Genomic DNA, 17,972 nt, shown 5'->3' on the forward strand with positions numbered 1-17,972 from the left:
GTTACTATTCAAAACTGTCAGAGACAATCATCTTTCCTGTCAGTCAGATAATCTTGTCAAACAGATCTTTGCACGCCGGATAAATATTTTTAAACTGTTGGTAACGTGCCTCGTATTTTGCGGCAAGCTCCGGATCTGGCTCTACCGTATCGACTACTTTTACGATTGCAGCCGCGGCAGATTCCACATCTTTGTACTCACCACATGCAACAGCCGCAAGCATCGCGCCTCCTAAGGATGGTCCCTCTTCCGTTTCAAGCACATCCACTTTGATATTCAATACATTTGCGATGATCTTCTTCCACAAAGGACTCTTTGCACCGCCTCCGCAGATCTTTGTACGCTCGATCGGAATGCCAAGTGTTTTTGCAACTTCAAAAGAATCACGAAGTGCAAACGCAACACCCTCTAACACTGCCTGTGTCATATCCGCTCTTGTCGTATCCATCGTCATGCCAATAAAAGTAGCTCTCGCATTCGGATTGTTGTACGGGGAACGCTCTCCCATCAGATATGGCAGATAATATACATGGTTCTCACCTAACTTTTTGATCGATTCCTGCTCTTTTTTGTAATCTTTCGTTCCGATGATCTCATCCATCCACCATTTATTGCAGGATGCAGCAGATAACATACATCCCATCAGATGATAAGCACCGTTTGCATCACAGAATGCATGAAGTGCATTGTATTTATCTACACCAAATTTAGCAGAAGAAATAAAGATTGTTCCACTTGTTCCCAGTGAAATATTGCATCTGCCATCCCCAACGGTTCCGGTCGCAACTGCAGCAGCCGCATTATCTCCGGCACCTGCTGCCACTTTTACTTTTTCCGATAGACCAAGCTCTTTTGCAATCTCCGGCAAGATCGTTCCAACACATTCATAACTCTCATATAACTTCGGCAGCATATCAGTCGTAATACCACAGATCTTGCACATTTCCTTCGACCAGCAACGGTTCTTTACATCTAAAAGCAGCATACCGGATGCATCGGAAACATCTGTACAGTGCTCTCCAGTCAGCTTATATGCAAGATAATCTTTCGGTAGCATAATCTTTTTGATCCTTGCAAAATTCTCCGGTTCTTTATTTTTTACCCACAAAATCTTTGGTGCAGTAAAACCGGTAAATGAAATATTCGCCGTATACTTTGACAATGTATCTTTTCCTATCTCATTGTTTAAATAATTACATTCTTCTGTCGTTCTGCCATCGTTCCACAAGATTGCCGGCCGGATCACCTCATCCTTGTCATCAAGAATGACCAGTCCATGCATCTGACCCCCAAAACTGATTCCGGCAACTTCTTCTTTTGGAAAACCTTCCAAAAGTTCTTTTAACCCCTGCATCGTCTCTTTGTACCAGTCCTGTGGCTTCTGTTCTGACCAACCGGGATTTGGAAAATAAAGAGGATATTCTCTTGATACGATATTTTTCACATTTCCGGCTGCATCCATCAAAAGCAGCTTCACGGAAGATGTTCCAAGATCAATTCCTATGTACAGCATACCGTTCTCCTTTTTATCAATCATATCATTATGTGCTCGTGCACGTTTTATTTATCATACATCCTGTATGGTCATTTTGCAATATACTTTTTGTACATTTTTTCTAATTCATTTTTGTTTACATTTACTTATGCAGTCACTTTTATACATAGTTTTATGCCGGCAGTGCTCCTTTCACTTTAATATATGCTTCTTTTTATATACCCGTTTCTGTGCACATGCACACAAGTTGACAACCTGTCTGTTTTTATGTTATTTTTATCTATATGAAGTGATTGAAACGAAAAAGGGGTTTTTATATGGCTACCATGAAAGAAATTGCAGAACTATCCGGTGTTTCACGCGGCACTGTGGATCGTGTATTAAATCACCGCGGCATTGTCAATGCTGAGACAGAACGGAAAGTTTTAGAAATTGCAAAGCTATTAGACTATCAGCCAAACAAGGCTGGCATTGCGCTTGCTGCACAAAAGAAAAAAATAAAGATCGGTGTCCTGCTTTTTGGCGCTGAAAATCCGTTTTTTGACGAAGTCATGGATGGTCTCCACAAAAAACTCGAAGAACTGTCTATCTACGGATGCGCTGTAATTGAACGCCGCATTTCTTTTGATCTGCAGATCCAGCTTGCGACGATTGACGATCTGGTAAAAGAAGATATTCACGGACTGATTCTCTCTCCCTATAATGACCCTGCCATACAGGAAAAAATAGATGCCCTCTGGGAGAATGGCATCCCCTGCATCACGATCAACACCGATATGCCGGATTCGAAACGCATCGCATATGTCGGCAGTGACTATCACAAATGTGGGAAGACTGCTGCAGGATTATTACATCTTTTTTCCGGGGATTATGCAAGTGTCGGAATCGTAACCGGCTCGCACAATGTACTCTGCCATGAAGAGCGTATCAGTGGTTTTACCTCGCATCTCCATGCAAAGCATCCGAATATCCGGATTGTGGATGTTGTAGAGAACAATGATGATGATTACCAGAGTTATGCGGTAGTTTCTGATCTTTTAGACCGCCATCCGGATCTGTCCGCACTCTATTTTACGGCAGCCGGTGTTTACGGCGGATGTCGTGCGGTTTTAAATGCCACCCTGCAGCGTCCTCTTAAAATCATTACATTTGATGCCGTCCCATCAACCTGTGAAATGATACAAAACGGCATAATCTCTGCAACGATCTGCCAGCAGCCGGACGAACAGGGTGCTTTATCACTCTCTCTTCTTATGGATTATCTGCTGACCGGGAAACTGCCGGAAAACCGTTGTATCTATATGGATCTGAGTATAAAAATAGCTGAAAATCTTTAAGCCACAGGGCTACTTTGTTATCTCATTTTAAAATCCAAAGATTCTTTCAACCATTGCCTGCCAGCTTGCTGACTGCCGGATGATGATCTTGCTATCCTCGCCGCTGATCTGATTGTGTTCAGTGACATGCTGGCAAATATCGCTGCAAGAAATGCAACACGAATTAAAAAAAGTGCCGTAAATACGGCACTTTAAGAGTGGACCTGACGGGAGTCGAACCCGTGTCCAAAAACCAATCCCCTGTCCTTCTACGAGTGTATCCTATGTTTTGACATTCCCTCCGCCAGGCCTGCGTAGGCACAGTTCCGGTTTTAGTAGCTTCATCATACGCCCACAGACTCAAAGCTTTGTCTGTGTCGTTTCTCACATAGTCGAAGCCTGAGTCCTAAAGTGTGAGTGCTCTAGGTCAGACTGCTGCCATCATGGGCAGCAAGTTGCAGCTGTTAGGCTGCAACCGCTAAATTATCTTCAGCGTTTAATTTTAATTTTGGAATTTGACGCATCCCGTGCGACTCGCTTCTCCAGCTTCATGATCCCTGTCGAAACCATTACAAGCCCATAAATATATATTTCAGATGCAGTCTTTCTTACACAAAATATTATTTTCTGTGTACAAAAAATACATCATCCATTCTTTTTTATAAATTACTTTAATACAGATTCTTTACTTTGAAATCACGCTCCGCCTCACGCCGCATATCCTTCTTGGCAATATCCTGACGTTTATCATACTGTTTCTTACCTTTTGCAAGCGCAATATCGACTTTTACAAGGCTCCCCTTAAAGTATACCTCAACCGGCACTAAAGTATAACCCTTTTCTGCAATCTTTCCGACCAGCTTGCGGATTTCTGCCTTATGCATCAAGAGTTTCTTCGGACGCAGAGGATCACGGTTGAAGATGTTCCCCTTTTCATAAGGACTGACATGCATGCCATAAATAATGACCTCACCATTCTCGATACGGATAAACGCTTCTTTGATGCTGCATTTTCCCATACGCATGGACTTTACCTCTGTACCATGCAGTTCAATACCCGCCTCATAACGCTCTTCTAAGAAAAAGTCATGGTAAGCCTTCTTATTATTTGCGATCAGTTTTTTTTCTGTCTTTGCCATCATGACCTTCCTTTCTTATCCAATACCCAGCTTGTATAGTATACCCCGAAATGAGGGGGAACGCAAGATGATTTTTATTCTTTCCCCGCTTTCCGCTCATCCTGCCGTACCACACGAAAATCAATTGTGCGTAAAATCCTGTCAGTTCCTGTCACCATAACATGAACACGTTGTCCAAGTTTATAGCGGATATTCGTCACCTCTCCAACCAGTTCGTAGGTACTCTCATTATAATGGAAATAGTCATCCACCAGCGTTGTTACATGCACCAGTCCTTCCACCGTATTCGGCAGCTCCACATAAAATCCCCACTCAGTCACTCCGGAGATCACACCTTCGAACACCTCACCGATACGCTCTGACATATATTCCACTTTTTTCAGTTTATCTGTCTCACGCTCAGCTTCATCCGCACGGCGTTCCATCTCACTCGAATGTTTTGCAACTTCCGGAAGAATTTTGTCATAATGCTCGATTTTCTTTGCATTCATCCTTCCACGCAGATTGTCCTTGATAATACGATGTATCTGCAGATCCGGATATCTGCGGATCGGGGATGTAAAATGACAGTAATATGGAGTTGCCAGTCCAAAATGCCCCGTGCTCATAGTGGTATACTTTGCCTGTTTCATGGAACGAAGTGTCAGACGGCTGATCAATGCTTCCTCCGGGGTACCATCGATCTTTTGCAGAAGTTTTTGCAGTTCTTTCGGATGTACTTCATCCTGACCGATGTGGATGGAATAGCCAAAATTATTAATAAATGTCGATAACTTCTTGATTTTCTCGGTATCCGGATTATCATGTGTACGGTATACAAATGGCAGTTCCTGCCAGAAATAATCCTGTGCCACTGTCTCATTGGCGATCAGCATAAAATCTTCAATGATCTTTGTTGCAACATTTCTCTCATAAGGCTTGATCTCAATCGGCTTTCCTTTTTCATCAAGCACGATTTTTGTCTCTGGAAAATCAAAATCGATCGATCCGCGTTTCATACGTTTTTTACGCAAAATAGCAGCCAGTTCCCGCATCAGTTCAAACATTGGAACCAAATTCTCATACTCTCTGATCTCATTTTCGTCATGATCTTCGAGAATCTTTTTTACACTGGTATAACTCATGCGGCGGTCCACTTTGATCACAGACTCTGCGATCGTGTGGTCGATCACATTTCCTTTCGGATCGATCGTCATCACACAGCTTAACGTCAGACGGTTTTCCCCTGCATTCAAAGAACAGATTCCATTTGACAGCTTATGTGGCAGCATCGGGATCACCCGGTCAACTAAATAAACAGATGTACCGCGGGATAATGCCTCCACATCCAGAGCACTATGCTCCTGTACATAATTTGATACATCAGCGATATGCACGCCAAGTTTATAGTTGTCTCCCTCTTTTGTCAATGTAATCGCATCATCAAGATCCTTCGCATCTTCCCCATCGATTGTTACAGTCTGCCATTCCCTGAAATCCATGCGTCCCGCCATATCAGCAGTACTGACTTCATTTGAGACATTTTCCACCTGATGCATGATCTTCTCTGAAAACTCGACCGGCAGATCATACGCTTTTACGATCGACATGATATCCGTTCCAGGATCATTGATATGACCGATGATCTCAACCACTTTTCCTTCCGGTTTTCTTCCCTCTTTGCCGTAATCCGTGATCTCAACTACAACTTTATGCCCGCTGACAGCTCCCTTGGAACGTTCCTGCGGAATAAAAATATCAGAACCGAACTTCGGATTATCCGGCACCGCAAATCCAAATGTCTTACTCTTTTCATAAGTACATACGATCCGGGTTGTACCACGTGATATGATCTTTGTGATCGTACCTTCCCTTCGTCTGCCGGTATTTTCTGAAGTGATCGCCACCTGTACCGTATCCATATGGAATGCACCGTGTACCTGCGACTCTGGGATAAAGATATCTTCCTCTTCCCCCTCGATACCGACAAATCCAAACCCTCTCGCATGCGCAGTAAATGTACCGGTCAGATATTTCCCTTCTGATTTGATGTATTTGCCCTTGGAAGTCACTTCGATCCTGCCATCCATCACAAGCGCATCTAAGACTTCCTGCAGTTCACTGCGCTGTGATTTCGGCACTGATAGAACGACTGCCATCTCCTTCGCCTTCATCGGTACATAAAATTCATCACAGATAAACTGATAAATTGTCTTTTTCCGTTCTTCTAAAATTGTTTTCTCCATAAACCCCTGTCCTTTTTCCTATGAATCAAAAAAATGACTGCCGCACCTGCGACAGCCATCGATTCATCTTAAAAAATACTCATATTTAATACCGCTGCAATCACGATAAATAAGATAACAAAAAGTCTTGTCAGCTTTACTAACATACCTTCCATGGAACGTCCCTTGTTCTTGCCCCAGTATGTGTCTGCTGCACCTGCGATTGCTCCAAGTCCTGCGGATTTACTTTCCTGCATTAAGATGATAACTGTCAATGCTACACTGATTATAATAAAAACTACAGTCAAAATTGTTTTTACAACTGCCACGATCGTTCCCTCCTAGGTTACAAACTCACAACTTTAGTCATTGTAACATAGACGTTTTGTTTTTTCAACCTATTTTTTCATAATTTCTTTCGGTTCAAACACCGCATCTTCTGCCAGTTCCTCCTCGATCCGCAAAAGCTGGTTATATTTGCTGGTACGCTCCGCGCGGCATGGTGCACCTGTTTTGATCTGTCCGGCATTGACCGCAACTGCAAGATCTGCGATAAATGCATCTTCTGTTTCACCTGAACGATGCGAGATTACCGTATGATATCCTGCAGATTTTGCCATCTCGATCGCATTTAATGCCTCTGTCACAGTTCCGATCTGATTTACCTTGACAAGAACCGCGTTCGCTGCACCAAGTTTGATTCCGCACTGTATCCGTTTCGGATTCGTCACAAACAGATCATCTCCGACAAGCTGCACCTTATCGCCAAGTCTTTCTGTCAGCTTCTGCCAGCCTTCCCAGTCATCCTCAAACAGACCATCTTCGATGGAAACAATCGGGAACTGCCCCATAAGCTCCTCATACATGGCGATCATCTCCTCCGAACTTCTGACAATCTCCTGCTCCTCCCCCTTTTCTTCTGACTCTCCAGGGAAAACATAAACGCCACGTGCTTCGTCATACAATTCACTCGCCGCAGCATCCATCGCATAGACAACATCTCTGCCCACCTGGTAACCAGCCATCTCCACTGCCTTCGAAAGATAAGAAAATGCCTCTTTTGTATCCTCAAAATCAGGTGCAAATCCTCCCTCATCTCCAACTGCCGTACTCATACCGTTTTCATTCAGTATCTGGTGCAGGAAATGATACACTTCTGCTCCCATCTTAAGTGCCTGTGAAAAACCACGTGCCCCCACCGGCATGATCATAAACTCCTGAAAATCAAGCGTATTTTTTGCATGGACGCCACCATTGATCACGTTCATCATTGGAACCGGAAGTGTTTTGGCATTGGTTCCTCCAAGATAACGGTATAACGGCATATCAAGAGCCTTCGCAGCCGTTTTAGCACAGGCAAGTGATACTCCAAGAATTGCGTTTGCCCCCAGATTTCCCTTATTATCGGTTCCATCAAGTTCCACCATCGCACGGTCTAACTTTGCCTGCTCTAATACATTCATCCCAAGCAGCATTTCCCTGATTTTCGTGTTTACGTGATCTACAACCTTCTGCACACCAAGACCGAAGTAATCTTTATCCCCGTCACGCAGTTCGATTGCTTCAAATCTTCCGGTACTTGCACCGGAAGGAACAGATTCTCTTGCGGTAGTTTTTTTACCAGTCGTCTCTGTCTCGGCAGTCACCTCAACCTCCACTGTCGGATTTCCTCTTGAATCCAGAATCTGTCTTGCATGTACATCTGTAATGTTAATTTTTAATGACATAAAAAATTCCCCTTTCACACATTCTTTTTCCGTAGTATGTGTAATCAGGGAATCTTTTATAACTTTTTATGACAAAATAAATTTCTGTAGTGTCGCATACAAGAGTTTCGGATTGATCGGTTTTGCCAGATGCTCATTCATCCCGGCTTCCCTCGTCTGTTTTCTGTCCTCCTCACCGGCATTTGCCGTCATCGCGATGATTGGAAGGTCTTTTACATCTTCTCTGTCTAAAGCACGGAGCTCTCTGGCTGCCCCGATTCCATCTAAAACCGGCATCCGGATATCCATCAGTACTGCATCAAAATAATATTCCGGGAAATTTTCCACAAGTTCCACTGCCTTTCTGCCATTTTCTGCCGTAACAACTTCAAACTGTTTCTTTTCCAAAAGTCCCTTTGCCACAATGACATTGAGCGGATGATCCTCAACAAGCAGTATTCTCTTTCCGGCAAAACTGATATCCTCTGTTTTTTCTTTCCGCTCTTTTTTCCGACGGTCAAAATCAAGTTTTACGGTCACGGTAAACACAGTACCTTCTCCTTCCGTACTCTGTACTGTAATATCACCATCCATCATCCTTGCATAATTGTGCGCAATAGAAAGTCCCAGTCCGCTTCCTCCATAAACACTTGTATTTTCTTCATGCTGCTGTGTAAAAATATCAAATACCTTTGGCAGAAAATCCTTTGCAATACCAATTCCGTTATCAGAGACAACTGTTGTAAGCTGTACTCTTTCATTCACTTCCTGCTCTGTAACAGCTACATCAACACTTCCACCTTCCGGTGTAAATTTTACCGCATTGTTGATCAGATTTATCATGATCTGTTCTAACCTTGTGGCATCTCCGATATATACTTCCGATATTTTCCGTTCTCTGTCAAAAGAATAGCCAACACCTGCCATAAGTGCCTGTGTTTTCGCTAACATATTGACATTATCCCAGAACTTATCCCCGGAAAATGCCCGGACAGCCAGCTTCATATTTCCACTCTCGATCCGTGACATATCGAGGATATCATTCAGCAATGCCAGAAGATATCTGGATGCCGAATCAAGTTTTTCCGTGTAATCAAGCACCTGGTTTCTGTCATCAATTGACGACCGGATCATGGAATTTAAACCAATAATCGCATTCATAGGTGTCCGGATCTCATGACTCATTCCAGCCAGAAAATTTGTTTTTGCTTCATTCGCAGCCTCCGCCATCGCCAGCGCTTTTGCAAGCTGTTCCTGCTTTTCTTTTTCTTCTTTCACAATATCCTCAACATCGGACAGCATTAAAAGAAGTATACCGGTCTGTTCATTCTCGTCCATCTGTCCGCTGTATTCATCCACCGTATAAATTTCATCATAACCAAATGTCATGATACATTCTAATATCTGCTTTAATTTACTCTCTCTGGTCACATCATGATTATAGATAAATGCCATGATCTCACCGTTTCCGGGTTTCTGTAAAAGATTTACCTCCACTCTTACCCATACATATCTCCCGTTATAAAACTGGGCAACATATTCCTCAGAAAGGCTGTTGATTCCTTCCCTAAAAGAAGCAAGCAGCCCCTCCGGCGATAATCTCTGATTCTGTTCTTCTGTCAGATATACTTTTTTTGCATATGCAGACATCCTTGAACGGAAATGCCAGCAAAAAAGACAGGCATACCATGGCAATATTTAAGACGCAGAGCACAACTCTGTTCTCATAATCTACCTGGGACCTGCATTCTGCCAGCACATCCGCTTTCAAAAATTTATTCAATTTTTCCTTATGATTTTCATACAACTTTATCACTCTGTTTCAATTCCTTTTGTCTTTAAGAAATCTACCCAGATATTATATTTTGATCCATACAGATGCAGATTATCAAACGTAAGCTCCTGCTTTAATCCGCCCTGATCATCACATACTACTTCATTGACATCAATATAAAACACACGGACACCATCTGCAAGCTGCTGTATGCGCTGATTTCTCGCATCAATACCCGGATTATTAAAAATCGGGTCTGAATCGGATTTTTTGCTGGTCACATGCATGATCGCCTGCACATAAATGATCGCATCCGGCTGCAGGGTTTTGAATTTTTCGACTGCATTCTGATACTCATTCATAAACCCGTCAAGCGTTCCGCGTCCCATTTCATTAATACCGATCTGAAAATACACTTTTTTATACTGTTTAGCCTTTAATGCTTCCTCTAATGTTACCTTTTGGCCATTGACATTACAGAATGCATCTTTCCACAGATCATAGATATTCATGCCTACGGTCGCATAAAAATCTGCATGATCCAATCCGCCATAATCATGCAGACCTACCGTTCTCGAATCGCCAATAAAAACTGCATCATCAAAATAACTGTCATCCACCTGTATAAACTTCTTTTGTTCTAGAACCGCCGTCTCAGTATCCTGCTCCACAGTTTCCGTCCGCTGTATGGTCTCCTCTTGTTCTGTCACTTCTGTAGCCGCAACATTCTCTTCCTGCTGCGGTCTGTATTCGTCCGGCGTTTCCTTACTCCAAGGATAAATTTTATCATGAATTCCATCTAACACCAATACAAAATATGGAGTTTTTTTAATATTGATGGAATAATTTTTATAGATCCCGTCTTTTTTTAAATAACCGATCAGTGAAAGGATCACCCATCCGACGATCAAAAAGACTGCGACCTGACATTTCATTATTTTCTTCACACTAATCACCAGTCCTAAAAATTAAAATACAAAAATGGATTATTTGTAGAAACAGCCATATAATAAAGGCTTAAAACCAATACCACGATCACCGACAAACTTCCCAGCCACTTTTTCTCGACCACTTTGTAGAAAGCTGCCGGATATGGAGTAGAAAAAATAATCCCGATCAGAAACAGTGGTCCGTAATCCATCAGATACTTTATAAAATCCATCTGCTTTATTGCCTCTCCCACGCCAAAAAACGGGAACATTCTTGCATAATAAATTCCAAGCTGTCCTACATCCGCAATAGCAAATGCAACCCAGGTAAGCGGCACTACAAGTACCAGATATATATGGGAAAGTATTTTACTCTTCTCCAGAAACTGTAATAAAAACACTTTTTCTATAGCAAGCAGTACGAGCAGAGACGCTCCCCAGATCAGGAAATGTCCTTCTGCACCATGCCAGATGGCAGTCAGACTCCATACCACAAATAAATTAAATATCGTACGCGCCTTTCCTTTCCTGTTGCCACCTAACGGAATATAGACATATTCCTTAAACCAGCGTCCCAGCGTAATATGCCATCTTCTCCAGAATTCTGATACCGATTTTGAAATATAAGGATGTTTAAAGTTTTTGGGAAATTCAAATCCCAGCATCTGCCCAAGTCCCAATGCCATCAAAGAATATCCTGAAAAATCAAAATACAGCTCTATGGAGTATGCAAACGCCCCCATCCATGCTAATGGCGTTGAAATACTTTCAAAACCGATTGACTGTATATTATTCCACAAAAGCCCGATACGGTCTGCAACGATCACTTTTGCTCCAAGTCCCAGTATCAGTGTTTTTAATCCTGATTCAAACTGTTCTATAGTAACAGTCCTGCTGCATAAAGCCATACGGACTTCTGAATAATTGATGATCGGTCCAGCGATCAGCTGCGGAAACATCATCAGATACGTTCCGAGACGGATAAATGATTTTTCAACCGGCACTTTTCCCCGGTAAACATCGATGATATAGGCGGCGATCTGAAACGTATAAAAACTGATGCCAAGCGGCAGTTTATCCATGAGTCCACTATACTTAAAAAGGAACAGAACACCAAAATCATAGCACAGTGCCATGATCAACAGAATCAGTTGTTTTTTTCCTCTTCCCTCATAAGTATCCCGGTACATGAATCTTCCCAGAATATAATTGATCACCACAGAGGCAAGCAAAAGCACTACATATTCTGCCTCACCTGTTGTATAAAACAAAATGCTCCCTGCAAACAACACCGCATTTTTCCATTTTTTCGGTGTCACATAATATATCAGTAAAAAAAACGGTAAAAACCGGAATAAAAATTCAAAACTGCTAAATACCATCTTATCGGCTCTTTCTAATCCACATTATTTTTTTAACAACAACTATTATAGCCAAAAAAATGTCTGATAATCACCTATTAAGCAAAGTTAGTAAATTTGTAAATTTTTTGTTATTTTTGTCACATCTCGGAAATATTTTTTGATCTCCCCAACAAAATACAAAGATCCGAATGCAATCGTTTTATGTGCCGCATCCAGACGATCCGGCATCAGTTCATCAAAAGATCTTAATAGACCCGCCTCACAGATTCCCTTTTTTCTGATTTTCTCCGATAACTCCTTCGCAGCAAGTGCTCTCTCTGACTCGACTGTTACCGTCTTAAAATCAAGAGCAATTGGAAGTAATTCTTCAATCATCTCCTCATAATCCTTGTCTGCCATAACTCCCATGATAAAATGAAACTTCTCTTCCGGAAACAAGGTACGAAGACTTTTTGCCAGTGCTGCCACTCCGTTGCTATTATGTGCACCATCCACCATGAAAAACGGATCTTTGCCAAGAATCTCCATCCGGCCTTCCCATCTTGTCTTTCTGATTCCTTCCCTGATATAATATTCTGCTTTTTCTTCTGAAATTCCCCTGTTTTTCAAAAAAATTTCTGCTGCCTGAATCGCTGCAAGTGCATTTTCATACTGATGCACTCCAAGCATTGACATCTCAAGATCTTTATAATTTTTACAGGAAAAATATTGTCTGCCATTTTCATAGCGGCAGTCTGTCACATCATGGATATCCGCGATCCTTATCTCTGTAATTTTCTCTTTTTCTGCCGTTTCAAGCAGGATCTGCATCGCTTCCTGCTTCTGGCTTTCTAATACCAGTTTTGTACCTTTTTTTATAATACCTGCTTTCTCCGCCGCAATTTTATCTAAAGTATCGCCTAAAATCGCCATGTGATCATATCCGATCTTCGTGATAACCGTAACCTCCGGTACACCGATTGCATTCGTCGAGTCTAATCTTCCTCCAAGTCCGGTCTCTATCACAGCTGCCTGACACTGTTCTTCCTTATAATAAAGCAGTGCTATCGCAAGGCAGTAATCAAACATAGTCAAAGCTGCCCCAAACTCTTCCCCCAGCAGCATATTCCCAAGTCGTGTCACTTTCTCTTGGGATATCATCTGTCCATCCACACAGATCCGTTCCCTGAAATCAACCAGATGTGGTGATGTGAACATCCCTGTACGGATTCCTGCTTCCTTTAAAATTGAGCACAAAAAAGCAGAGACGGAACCTTTTCCGTTCGTCCCCGCTATATGGATCACACTCATATTCTGCTGTGGTCTGCCTAACTTTTCAAGCATCAGTGCAGATATCTCTGCCCCCGGACGGTTGCCAAACCGTCTCTGATGTTCAATCTGGTCTAATACTTCCTCATATGTCAGTTCTTTCATAATACTGTCCTTTTTCTATATTAAACTGCGATAATGACACCGCCGTCATTGGCATACATCGTGCTGACGCCCGCCGTATCCGTAATAATGATTTTTTTGAACTTTGCCAACTTTTCTAATTTTTCTTTTACTGCTCTGGCACGTTCCGGACAATTACAGTGTGAGATCGCAAGCACTCTGTTCTCACAGTTTTTTGTCTTTGCAATCACATTCTGAATCATCTTATCCAGTGCTTTGTTCATGCCACGCGCCTGGCCAAGCTGACAGATCGATCCCTCCTCGGTAGATCCCATCACCGGCTTGATATTTAATGTATTTGCAATAAATGCCTTAAGATTTGTCAGACGTCCATTCTTGCGCAGAGTCTCTAATGTTTCAAGCACGAAAAAGGTATTCATGGAGCTGATATATTTTTCTGTCGTCTCAACAACTTCCTCGAAACTCATACCTGCCTCTTCACACTCCTGTACTTTCATGCCGATCAATGTTTCGCCTATGGAAGCAGAGCGGGAATTAAATACATAGATCTTCTTCTCGCCCGGATGCTCCTCTTCAAACAGATTTTTTCCAAGTTCGGCACTGTTATAAGATCCCGACAGTCTGCCGGACAAAGTTACCACATATACATGATCCGCATCTCCTTCATATGATTTCATATACTCATCCGGAGACGGACATGCAGATTTCGGTCCGGTAACGCTTTCCTTAACCCTGCGGAGAAAATCCTTCTGGTCAAACGTCTCATCATCGCGAATACAACATCCATCTACCTCTAACTCCAATGACACATTCTGATAATGTCCATCTTTTTTTAAATCTTCCGGCAGTTCTCCACAACTGTCAATCACGATCTTATACATTTCAGATAACCTCCATAACCCGACAATTTGTTATTTGATAACTTTTTATATGTTATTTCTTTCCATCACATGTAGTATTGATTACTACATAACAGTATCATAAAAACTTTGTTTTGTATAGAGGTTTTCATTATATTTTATATATTTTTTATCAGACATACGTTTTAAGAGAATTTCAGGATCAGTACATTCTGATCCTGATCCTCAATATAGGATAATCCAGTAATCCCCTCACAGTAATCACGGATATGCTGTTCATCGATGAGATACGCTTTTGCCTGCTCATATAAAGAGTTGTCCGAAAAACGGATCTCCTCTGTGACAGCTCCATTGCGATAGGCCTCGCCATAAATCTGTCCAACCACATCCGGTTCCCATTCTGTGATATATTTTTCTTCTTTTACATAGTAATTATCTGCCGTCGCCGTACAGTCCGGCAAAAGCAATGTGCCATCCGCCTGATGTGTCTTGCTGATCTCAGCCGTAGTCACCCCGAAATAATTATAATTGATAAAAGATCCAAAACCGCTCTTACCATTATTATAAGAAGAATTTCCCCATGTCGTATCTATAAAATAATATGCGCCATCAAGCTGCACAAGATTCCACGCATGCGTATCTCCCTCCGCAGTTCCCGTCACGACAACAGCCCGTATTCCTAAAAGAGACAACAGATACTGCGTGGCATTTGCATACCCCTGACAGACTGTTTTCTTATTTAAAAAGACACTGATAATGTTCTGGTTCTGTTCCGTTCCCATTTCATACTCAATGTTTCCAGCCAGATATTCGAAAACATATTTTGCCTTTTCATAATCTCCCCAGGATGAATCCACATTTTTTAATATGGAATCCACCACTGAATCGATCCGGCTCTGATAGGAATCACGCTCATCACGATCCACTGTATAGCTTGGCGAAAAATCTATACTGACCGTCTTTTTCCCCATCGTGTACTGCGTATAGTTATATCCGGATACCCAGAAAATCCCCCCGTGGTCTGCTATGACAGAACGATATGCTTTCTCTAATACCTTTTCGTCACAGGTACTTACCGGAACCTTTGAATCATGTGTCATAATAATCCGATATATCTCATCATAGACTGTCTGCTGCTCCGTTGAGAGAGTTTCGTAAGCATATCCATGCGATACTTTTGCCTCCGGTGTTTCATTTTCCGTACCTGTTTCCTGACTCTCTTTTATATGTTTCTCTATTGTGCCGGAATCTGCTTTGGATTTTGCATTTTTCTGTTCTACATGAACCTGGCTTTGTATCTGTCCCGGAGGTGTGAAAGAATCATGAAATACTCCGGTATATCGGATCACTGCGCCTGCTAACACCGCTAAAATCATACATTTAAGCAGTGTATGTCTTTTTCTTCTTTTCACACTTCCCCCTTAAAGTGAAAAATATGCCTTTACAAGTTCCGTCAATGCTTCCTGGTCTGCTGCTCCCATCAATTCTCTCGCCGAATGCATTGCCAGAAGCGGGATACCGATATCTACCGTTTTTACCGGCAATAATGCAGATGCAATAGAACCAAGTGTTCCGCCCCCTGCCATATCTGAACGGTTCACAAACTTCTGATATGGGATTTTTTTCAGATCACAGATCTGCTGAATAATCGCAATTGCCTCACAGTCTGTCGCATAGGACTGGGAACATGCCTCCTTGATACAGAAGCCGCTTCCAAGCACCGGTTTATTAGTAATATCCATTTTGCCTGCCTGATTTGGATGCAGACCATGTGCAACATCTACGGACAACAGCATGCTCTGATACAACAGTTCCGGAGCACTCTCCCCCGCTCCACAGGCTTTTAGAATTCGGAGTAACATATCGTGAAGCAATATAGATCCCGCTCCCTGTTTACTGCGGCTTCCAATCTCCTCGTGATCAAACAGTGCGATCAGATTAATACCGTCTTTCCTTTCCGCATCTATGATACCGGATACCAATGCTGCACAGGATGTCAGGTTATCCAGTCTTGGAGATGAGATAAAATCATCCTCTAAGCCGACATACTCCGGCTGTTCTCTGCAATATACCGTCAGTTCAAAATCTAAAATATCTTCTTTTGCAACAGACAGTTCTTTTGCAAGAAAACCTAAGAAATAATCAGCACATGTTTCATTTTCTGCAAGTAATCCTGCAACCGGGATCATATCGATCTGCTTATTCAGCTCCACACCCTTATTCACTTCGCGATTCATATGGATTGCAAGATTTGGGATCGTGAGCAGATTCTTTTGGGATGCAAAATATTTTAATTCCGGTGTAAACGGATCATTCCCTCTTACTGCCACACGTCCTGCCACACCAAGTGGTCTGTCTAACCATGTATTTAAAATTGCACCTCCATACACCTCAATATTAACCTGTGCATAGCGATTCGTTACAACATCACATGACGGTTTAATTCTAAGACATGGAAAATCCGTATGTGCCGCTGCAATCCGGACTGCAGGCTTTTTTTCTTTTTTCATCTCATCCGCAGGAATCGAAAATGCAAACAGAGTGGTATCATGATGATCCACATAATAGCGGCCACCTGCTTTTAAATTCCATTCTTCTTCATAAGCTATCTTCTCAAAACCGGCATCTGCTAAACGCTTTTCACATGCCTTTACCACGTGTACCGGAGATACTCCCTCTTTTAATAAATCAAATAAAACTGTTTTCTCGTTCATTGTAGTTCCTCTTTTCCTGTAATACTGATTAAAACCATCCCTATTTTACTATAAAATCAGAAAGATTACATCCTTTATTTTGTTTCTCTGGGTTTTATGGTACAATATGCGTAAGCAATGAGCAGTGCCACATGAAAATGAACATAATATGAAAGAGGTATACCGCATGTTAGCGCTTAATATCCCGGAACTCAAAAATTTTATGAACCAGCTTCTGTGTTCAGATACATTCGACCACTTTCTGTTAAAGGAAGCAACCATACAAAAAGATGCCGTATGGAATTTTGACGGAACGATCACACCGGACTTTTTTTCAAAAGAAGAATTAGAAGAACAGGGCTTATCTGACCTTGCATTCCTTCCTTATGGCAGAGTGCGCCAGCACTGTTTCGACCTGATCAAAGGAAAACGTACTCCTAATTATTTCAAATTTGTATTTCTGCTGTCACCGGATAATCTGTCCCGGACACTTGCCAGCATCCAGACTTCTTTTACCCCACAGGATGTAACAGGGATGTTTTTGAATCTGAAGTTCCAGAATGGAAGTCTTATGCTCACAACCGGCGTATCTTATCGTATTTTTTCTACCGATAAATCCTTAGAACACGAATGGGACAGACTCGTCGAGATTTTTCTCAAAAACCACGATATTGTTATTGAGAAATTAGGTTGAAAAATATCCTCTTTTTTCCTTTACTTTTCAAAATTGTTATGATATGCTCTAACTAGCTGTAAATACAGCCAGTAATATTTTTTGGAGGTACTTTTCAATGAACAAAGGTACAGTAAAATGGTTTAACAACCAAAAAGGATACGGATTCATCTCTGACGAGCAGGGCAATGATGTATTCGTACACTACTCAGGTCTGAACATGGAAGGTTTCAAATCCCTCGAAGAAGGCGCTACTGTAGAATTCGAAGTAGTAGAAGGCGCTAAAGGACCTCAGGCAACCAACGTTACAGTAGTAAAATAATTACTACCAGCACAATCAGTAGTTTCACATGTACCTTTTTCTTTTTAAATAGAACCAGTTTTTATTTGTTAGATTAAGATATTGTAAACAATGGATTTAAAAAAG

At 41.9% G+C, this 17,972-nt stretch carries 16 protein-coding genes and 1 other RNA gene; 4 read left to right on the forward strand and 13 right to left on the reverse strand.

The features are described 5' to 3' along the window. Positions 1-43 precede the first annotated feature (43 nt). On the reverse strand, positions 44-1,513 hold the full coding sequence (gene xylB, locus ACDD58_RS04055; protein ID WP_370775961.1) for a xylulokinase: 1,470 nt from the start codon (positions 1,511-1,513) through the stop codon (positions 44-46). Positions 1,514-1,812: 299 nt separating this feature from the next. Between xylB and ACDD58_RS04060 the strand changes: the two genes are divergently transcribed. After that, positions 1,813-2,832 (forward strand): LacI family DNA-binding transcriptional regulator, encoded by a 1,020-nt coding sequence (locus ACDD58_RS04060; RefSeq protein WP_370775962.1) that lies wholly within the window; start codon positions 1,813-1,815, stop codon positions 2,830-2,832. Between the two features lie 72 nt (positions 2,833-2,904). Further along, a complete protein-coding gene (locus ACDD58_RS04065; RefSeq protein ID WP_370777445.1) occupies positions 2,905-3,027 on the forward strand; it encodes a DUF6774 domain-containing protein in 123 nt (40 codons plus the stop codon). Here the strand turns inward: ACDD58_RS04065 and ssrA are convergent. From ssrA to ACDD58_RS04125, 12 genes are all read right to left on the reverse strand, one after another. Beyond that, positions 3,028-3,390, reverse strand: a transfer-messenger RNA (tmRNA) gene (gene ssrA / locus ACDD58_RS04070). A gap of 92 nt (positions 3,391-3,482) precedes the next feature. After that, positions 3,483-3,950, reverse strand: coding sequence for an SsrA-binding protein SmpB (gene smpB / locus ACDD58_RS04075; RefSeq protein ID WP_117921295.1), 468 nt, complete (start codon positions 3,948-3,950; stop codon positions 3,483-3,485). A gap of 74 nt (positions 3,951-4,024) precedes the next feature. Then, positions 4,025-6,175 (reverse strand): ribonuclease R, encoded by a 2,151-nt coding sequence (rnr, locus tag ACDD58_RS04080; RefSeq protein ID WP_370775965.1) that lies wholly within the window; start codon positions 6,173-6,175, stop codon positions 4,025-4,027. A gap of 68 nt (positions 6,176-6,243) precedes the next feature. Beyond that, a complete protein-coding gene (gene secG, locus ACDD58_RS04085) occupies positions 6,244-6,483 on the reverse strand; it encodes a preprotein translocase subunit SecG (protein ID WP_117921297.1) in 240 nt (79 codons plus the stop codon). A gap of 69 nt (positions 6,484-6,552) precedes the next feature. Next, positions 6,553-7,881, reverse strand: a complete 1,329-nt coding sequence (gene eno, locus ACDD58_RS04090; protein WP_186898949.1) for a phosphopyruvate hydratase — start codon at positions 7,879-7,881, stop codon at positions 6,553-6,555. A gap of 66 nt (positions 7,882-7,947) precedes the next feature. Beyond that, positions 7,948-9,510 (reverse strand): ATP-binding protein, encoded by a 1,563-nt coding sequence (locus tag ACDD58_RS04095; protein WP_370775968.1) that lies wholly within the window; start codon positions 9,508-9,510, stop codon positions 7,948-7,950. A 162-nt stretch (positions 9,511-9,672) separates the two neighbouring features. Then, positions 9,673-10,581 carry a GDSL-type esterase/lipase family protein gene (locus ACDD58_RS04100; RefSeq protein ID WP_243006860.1) on the reverse strand — a complete coding sequence of 303 codons (909 nt, stop codon included), beginning with the start codon at positions 10,579-10,581 and terminating at the stop codon, positions 9,673-9,675. A gap of 14 nt (positions 10,582-10,595) precedes the next feature. Continuing rightward, positions 10,596-11,945 carry an MBOAT family protein gene (locus ACDD58_RS04105; RefSeq protein ID WP_370775971.1) on the reverse strand — a complete coding sequence of 450 codons (1,350 nt, stop codon included), beginning with the start codon at positions 11,943-11,945 and terminating at the stop codon, positions 10,596-10,598. An 87-nt stretch (positions 11,946-12,032) separates the two neighbouring features. Next, the gene (locus ACDD58_RS04110; RefSeq protein WP_370775974.1) at positions 12,033-13,340 is read right to left on the reverse strand and encodes a folylpolyglutamate synthase/dihydrofolate synthase family protein; all 1,308 of its coding nucleotides are present in this window, start codon (positions 13,338-13,340) and stop codon (positions 12,033-12,035) included. A 20-nt stretch (positions 13,341-13,360) separates the two neighbouring features. Further along, the gene (locus ACDD58_RS04115) at positions 13,361-14,200 is read right to left on the reverse strand and encodes a DegV family protein (protein ID WP_118209707.1); all 840 of its coding nucleotides are present in this window, start codon (positions 14,198-14,200) and stop codon (positions 13,361-13,363) included. Between the two features lie 164 nt (positions 14,201-14,364). Then, positions 14,365-15,591, reverse strand: coding sequence for a transglutaminase domain-containing protein (locus ACDD58_RS04120; RefSeq protein WP_370775977.1), 1,227 nt, complete (start codon positions 15,589-15,591; stop codon positions 14,365-14,367). 9 nt (positions 15,592-15,600) lie between these two features. Then, positions 15,601-16,893: a M18 family aminopeptidase gene (locus ACDD58_RS04125; RefSeq protein ID WP_117921306.1), complete on the reverse strand. Its 1,293-nt coding sequence runs from the start codon at positions 16,891-16,893 to the stop codon at positions 15,601-15,603. Positions 16,894-17,059: 166 nt separating this feature from the next. Here ACDD58_RS04125 and ACDD58_RS04130 point away from each other — a divergent pair, with 166 nt between their 5' ends. Both ACDD58_RS04130 and ACDD58_RS04135 read left to right on the forward strand, forming a co-directional pair. Beyond that, complete coding sequence (locus ACDD58_RS04130) at positions 17,060-17,566, forward strand: DUF5721 family protein (protein ID WP_243006861.1); 507 nt, start codon at positions 17,060-17,062, stop codon at positions 17,564-17,566. Between the two features lie 97 nt (positions 17,567-17,663). Further along, on the forward strand, positions 17,664-17,867 hold the full coding sequence (locus tag ACDD58_RS04135) for a cold-shock protein (protein ID WP_117921308.1): 204 nt from the start codon (positions 17,664-17,666) through the stop codon (positions 17,865-17,867). The last annotated feature ends 105 nt before the right edge of the window (positions 17,868-17,972 follow it).

This window comes from Roseburia sp. (assembly GCF_041325975.1).
GTDB classification, from domain to species: domain Bacteria; phylum Bacillota; class Clostridia; order Lachnospirales; family Lachnospiraceae; genus Roseburia; species Roseburia rectibacter.

Bases quoted from the DNA above. Each gene is read 5' to 3' on its own strand.
- ACDD58_RS04095 (WP_370775968.1), bottom strand. From the start codon at position 9,510: ATGTCTGCATATGCAAAAAAAGTATATCTGACAGAAGAACAGAATCAG.
- eno (WP_186898949.1), bottom strand. From the start codon at position 7,881: ATGTCATTAAAAATTAACATTACAGATGTACATGCAAGACAGATTCTG.
- smpB (WP_117921295.1), bottom strand. From the start codon at position 3,950: ATGGCAAAGACAGAAAAAAAACTGATCGCAAATAATAAGAAGGCTTAC.
- ACDD58_RS04115 (WP_118209707.1), bottom strand. From the start codon at position 14,200: ATGTATAAGATCGTGATTGACAGTTGTGGAGAACTGCCGGAAGATTTA.
- xylB (WP_370775961.1), bottom strand. From the start codon at position 1,513: ATGCTGTACATAGGAATTGATCTTGGAACATCTTCCGTGAAGCTGCTT.
- ACDD58_RS04125 (WP_117921306.1), bottom strand. From the start codon at position 16,893: ATGAACGAGAAAACAGTTTTATTTGATTTATTAAAAGAGGGAGTATCT.
- ACDD58_RS04130 (WP_243006861.1), top strand. From the start codon at position 17,060: ATGTTAGCGCTTAATATCCCGGAACTCAAAAATTTTATGAACCAGCTT.
- ACDD58_RS04110 (WP_370775974.1), bottom strand. From the start codon at position 13,340: ATGAAAGAACTGACATATGAGGAAGTATTAGACCAGATTGAACATCAG.
- ACDD58_RS04135 (WP_117921308.1), top strand. From the start codon at position 17,664: ATGAACAAAGGTACAGTAAAATGGTTTAACAACCAAAAAGGATACGGA.
- rnr (WP_370775965.1), bottom strand. From the start codon at position 6,175: ATGGAGAAAACAATTTTAGAAGAACGGAAAAAGACAATTTATCAGTTT.
- ACDD58_RS04105 (WP_370775971.1), bottom strand. From the start codon at position 11,945: ATGGTATTTAGCAGTTTTGAATTTTTATTCCGGTTTTTACCGTTTTTT.
- ACDD58_RS04060 (WP_370775962.1), top strand. From the start codon at position 1,813: ATGGCTACCATGAAAGAAATTGCAGAACTATCCGGTGTTTCACGCGGC.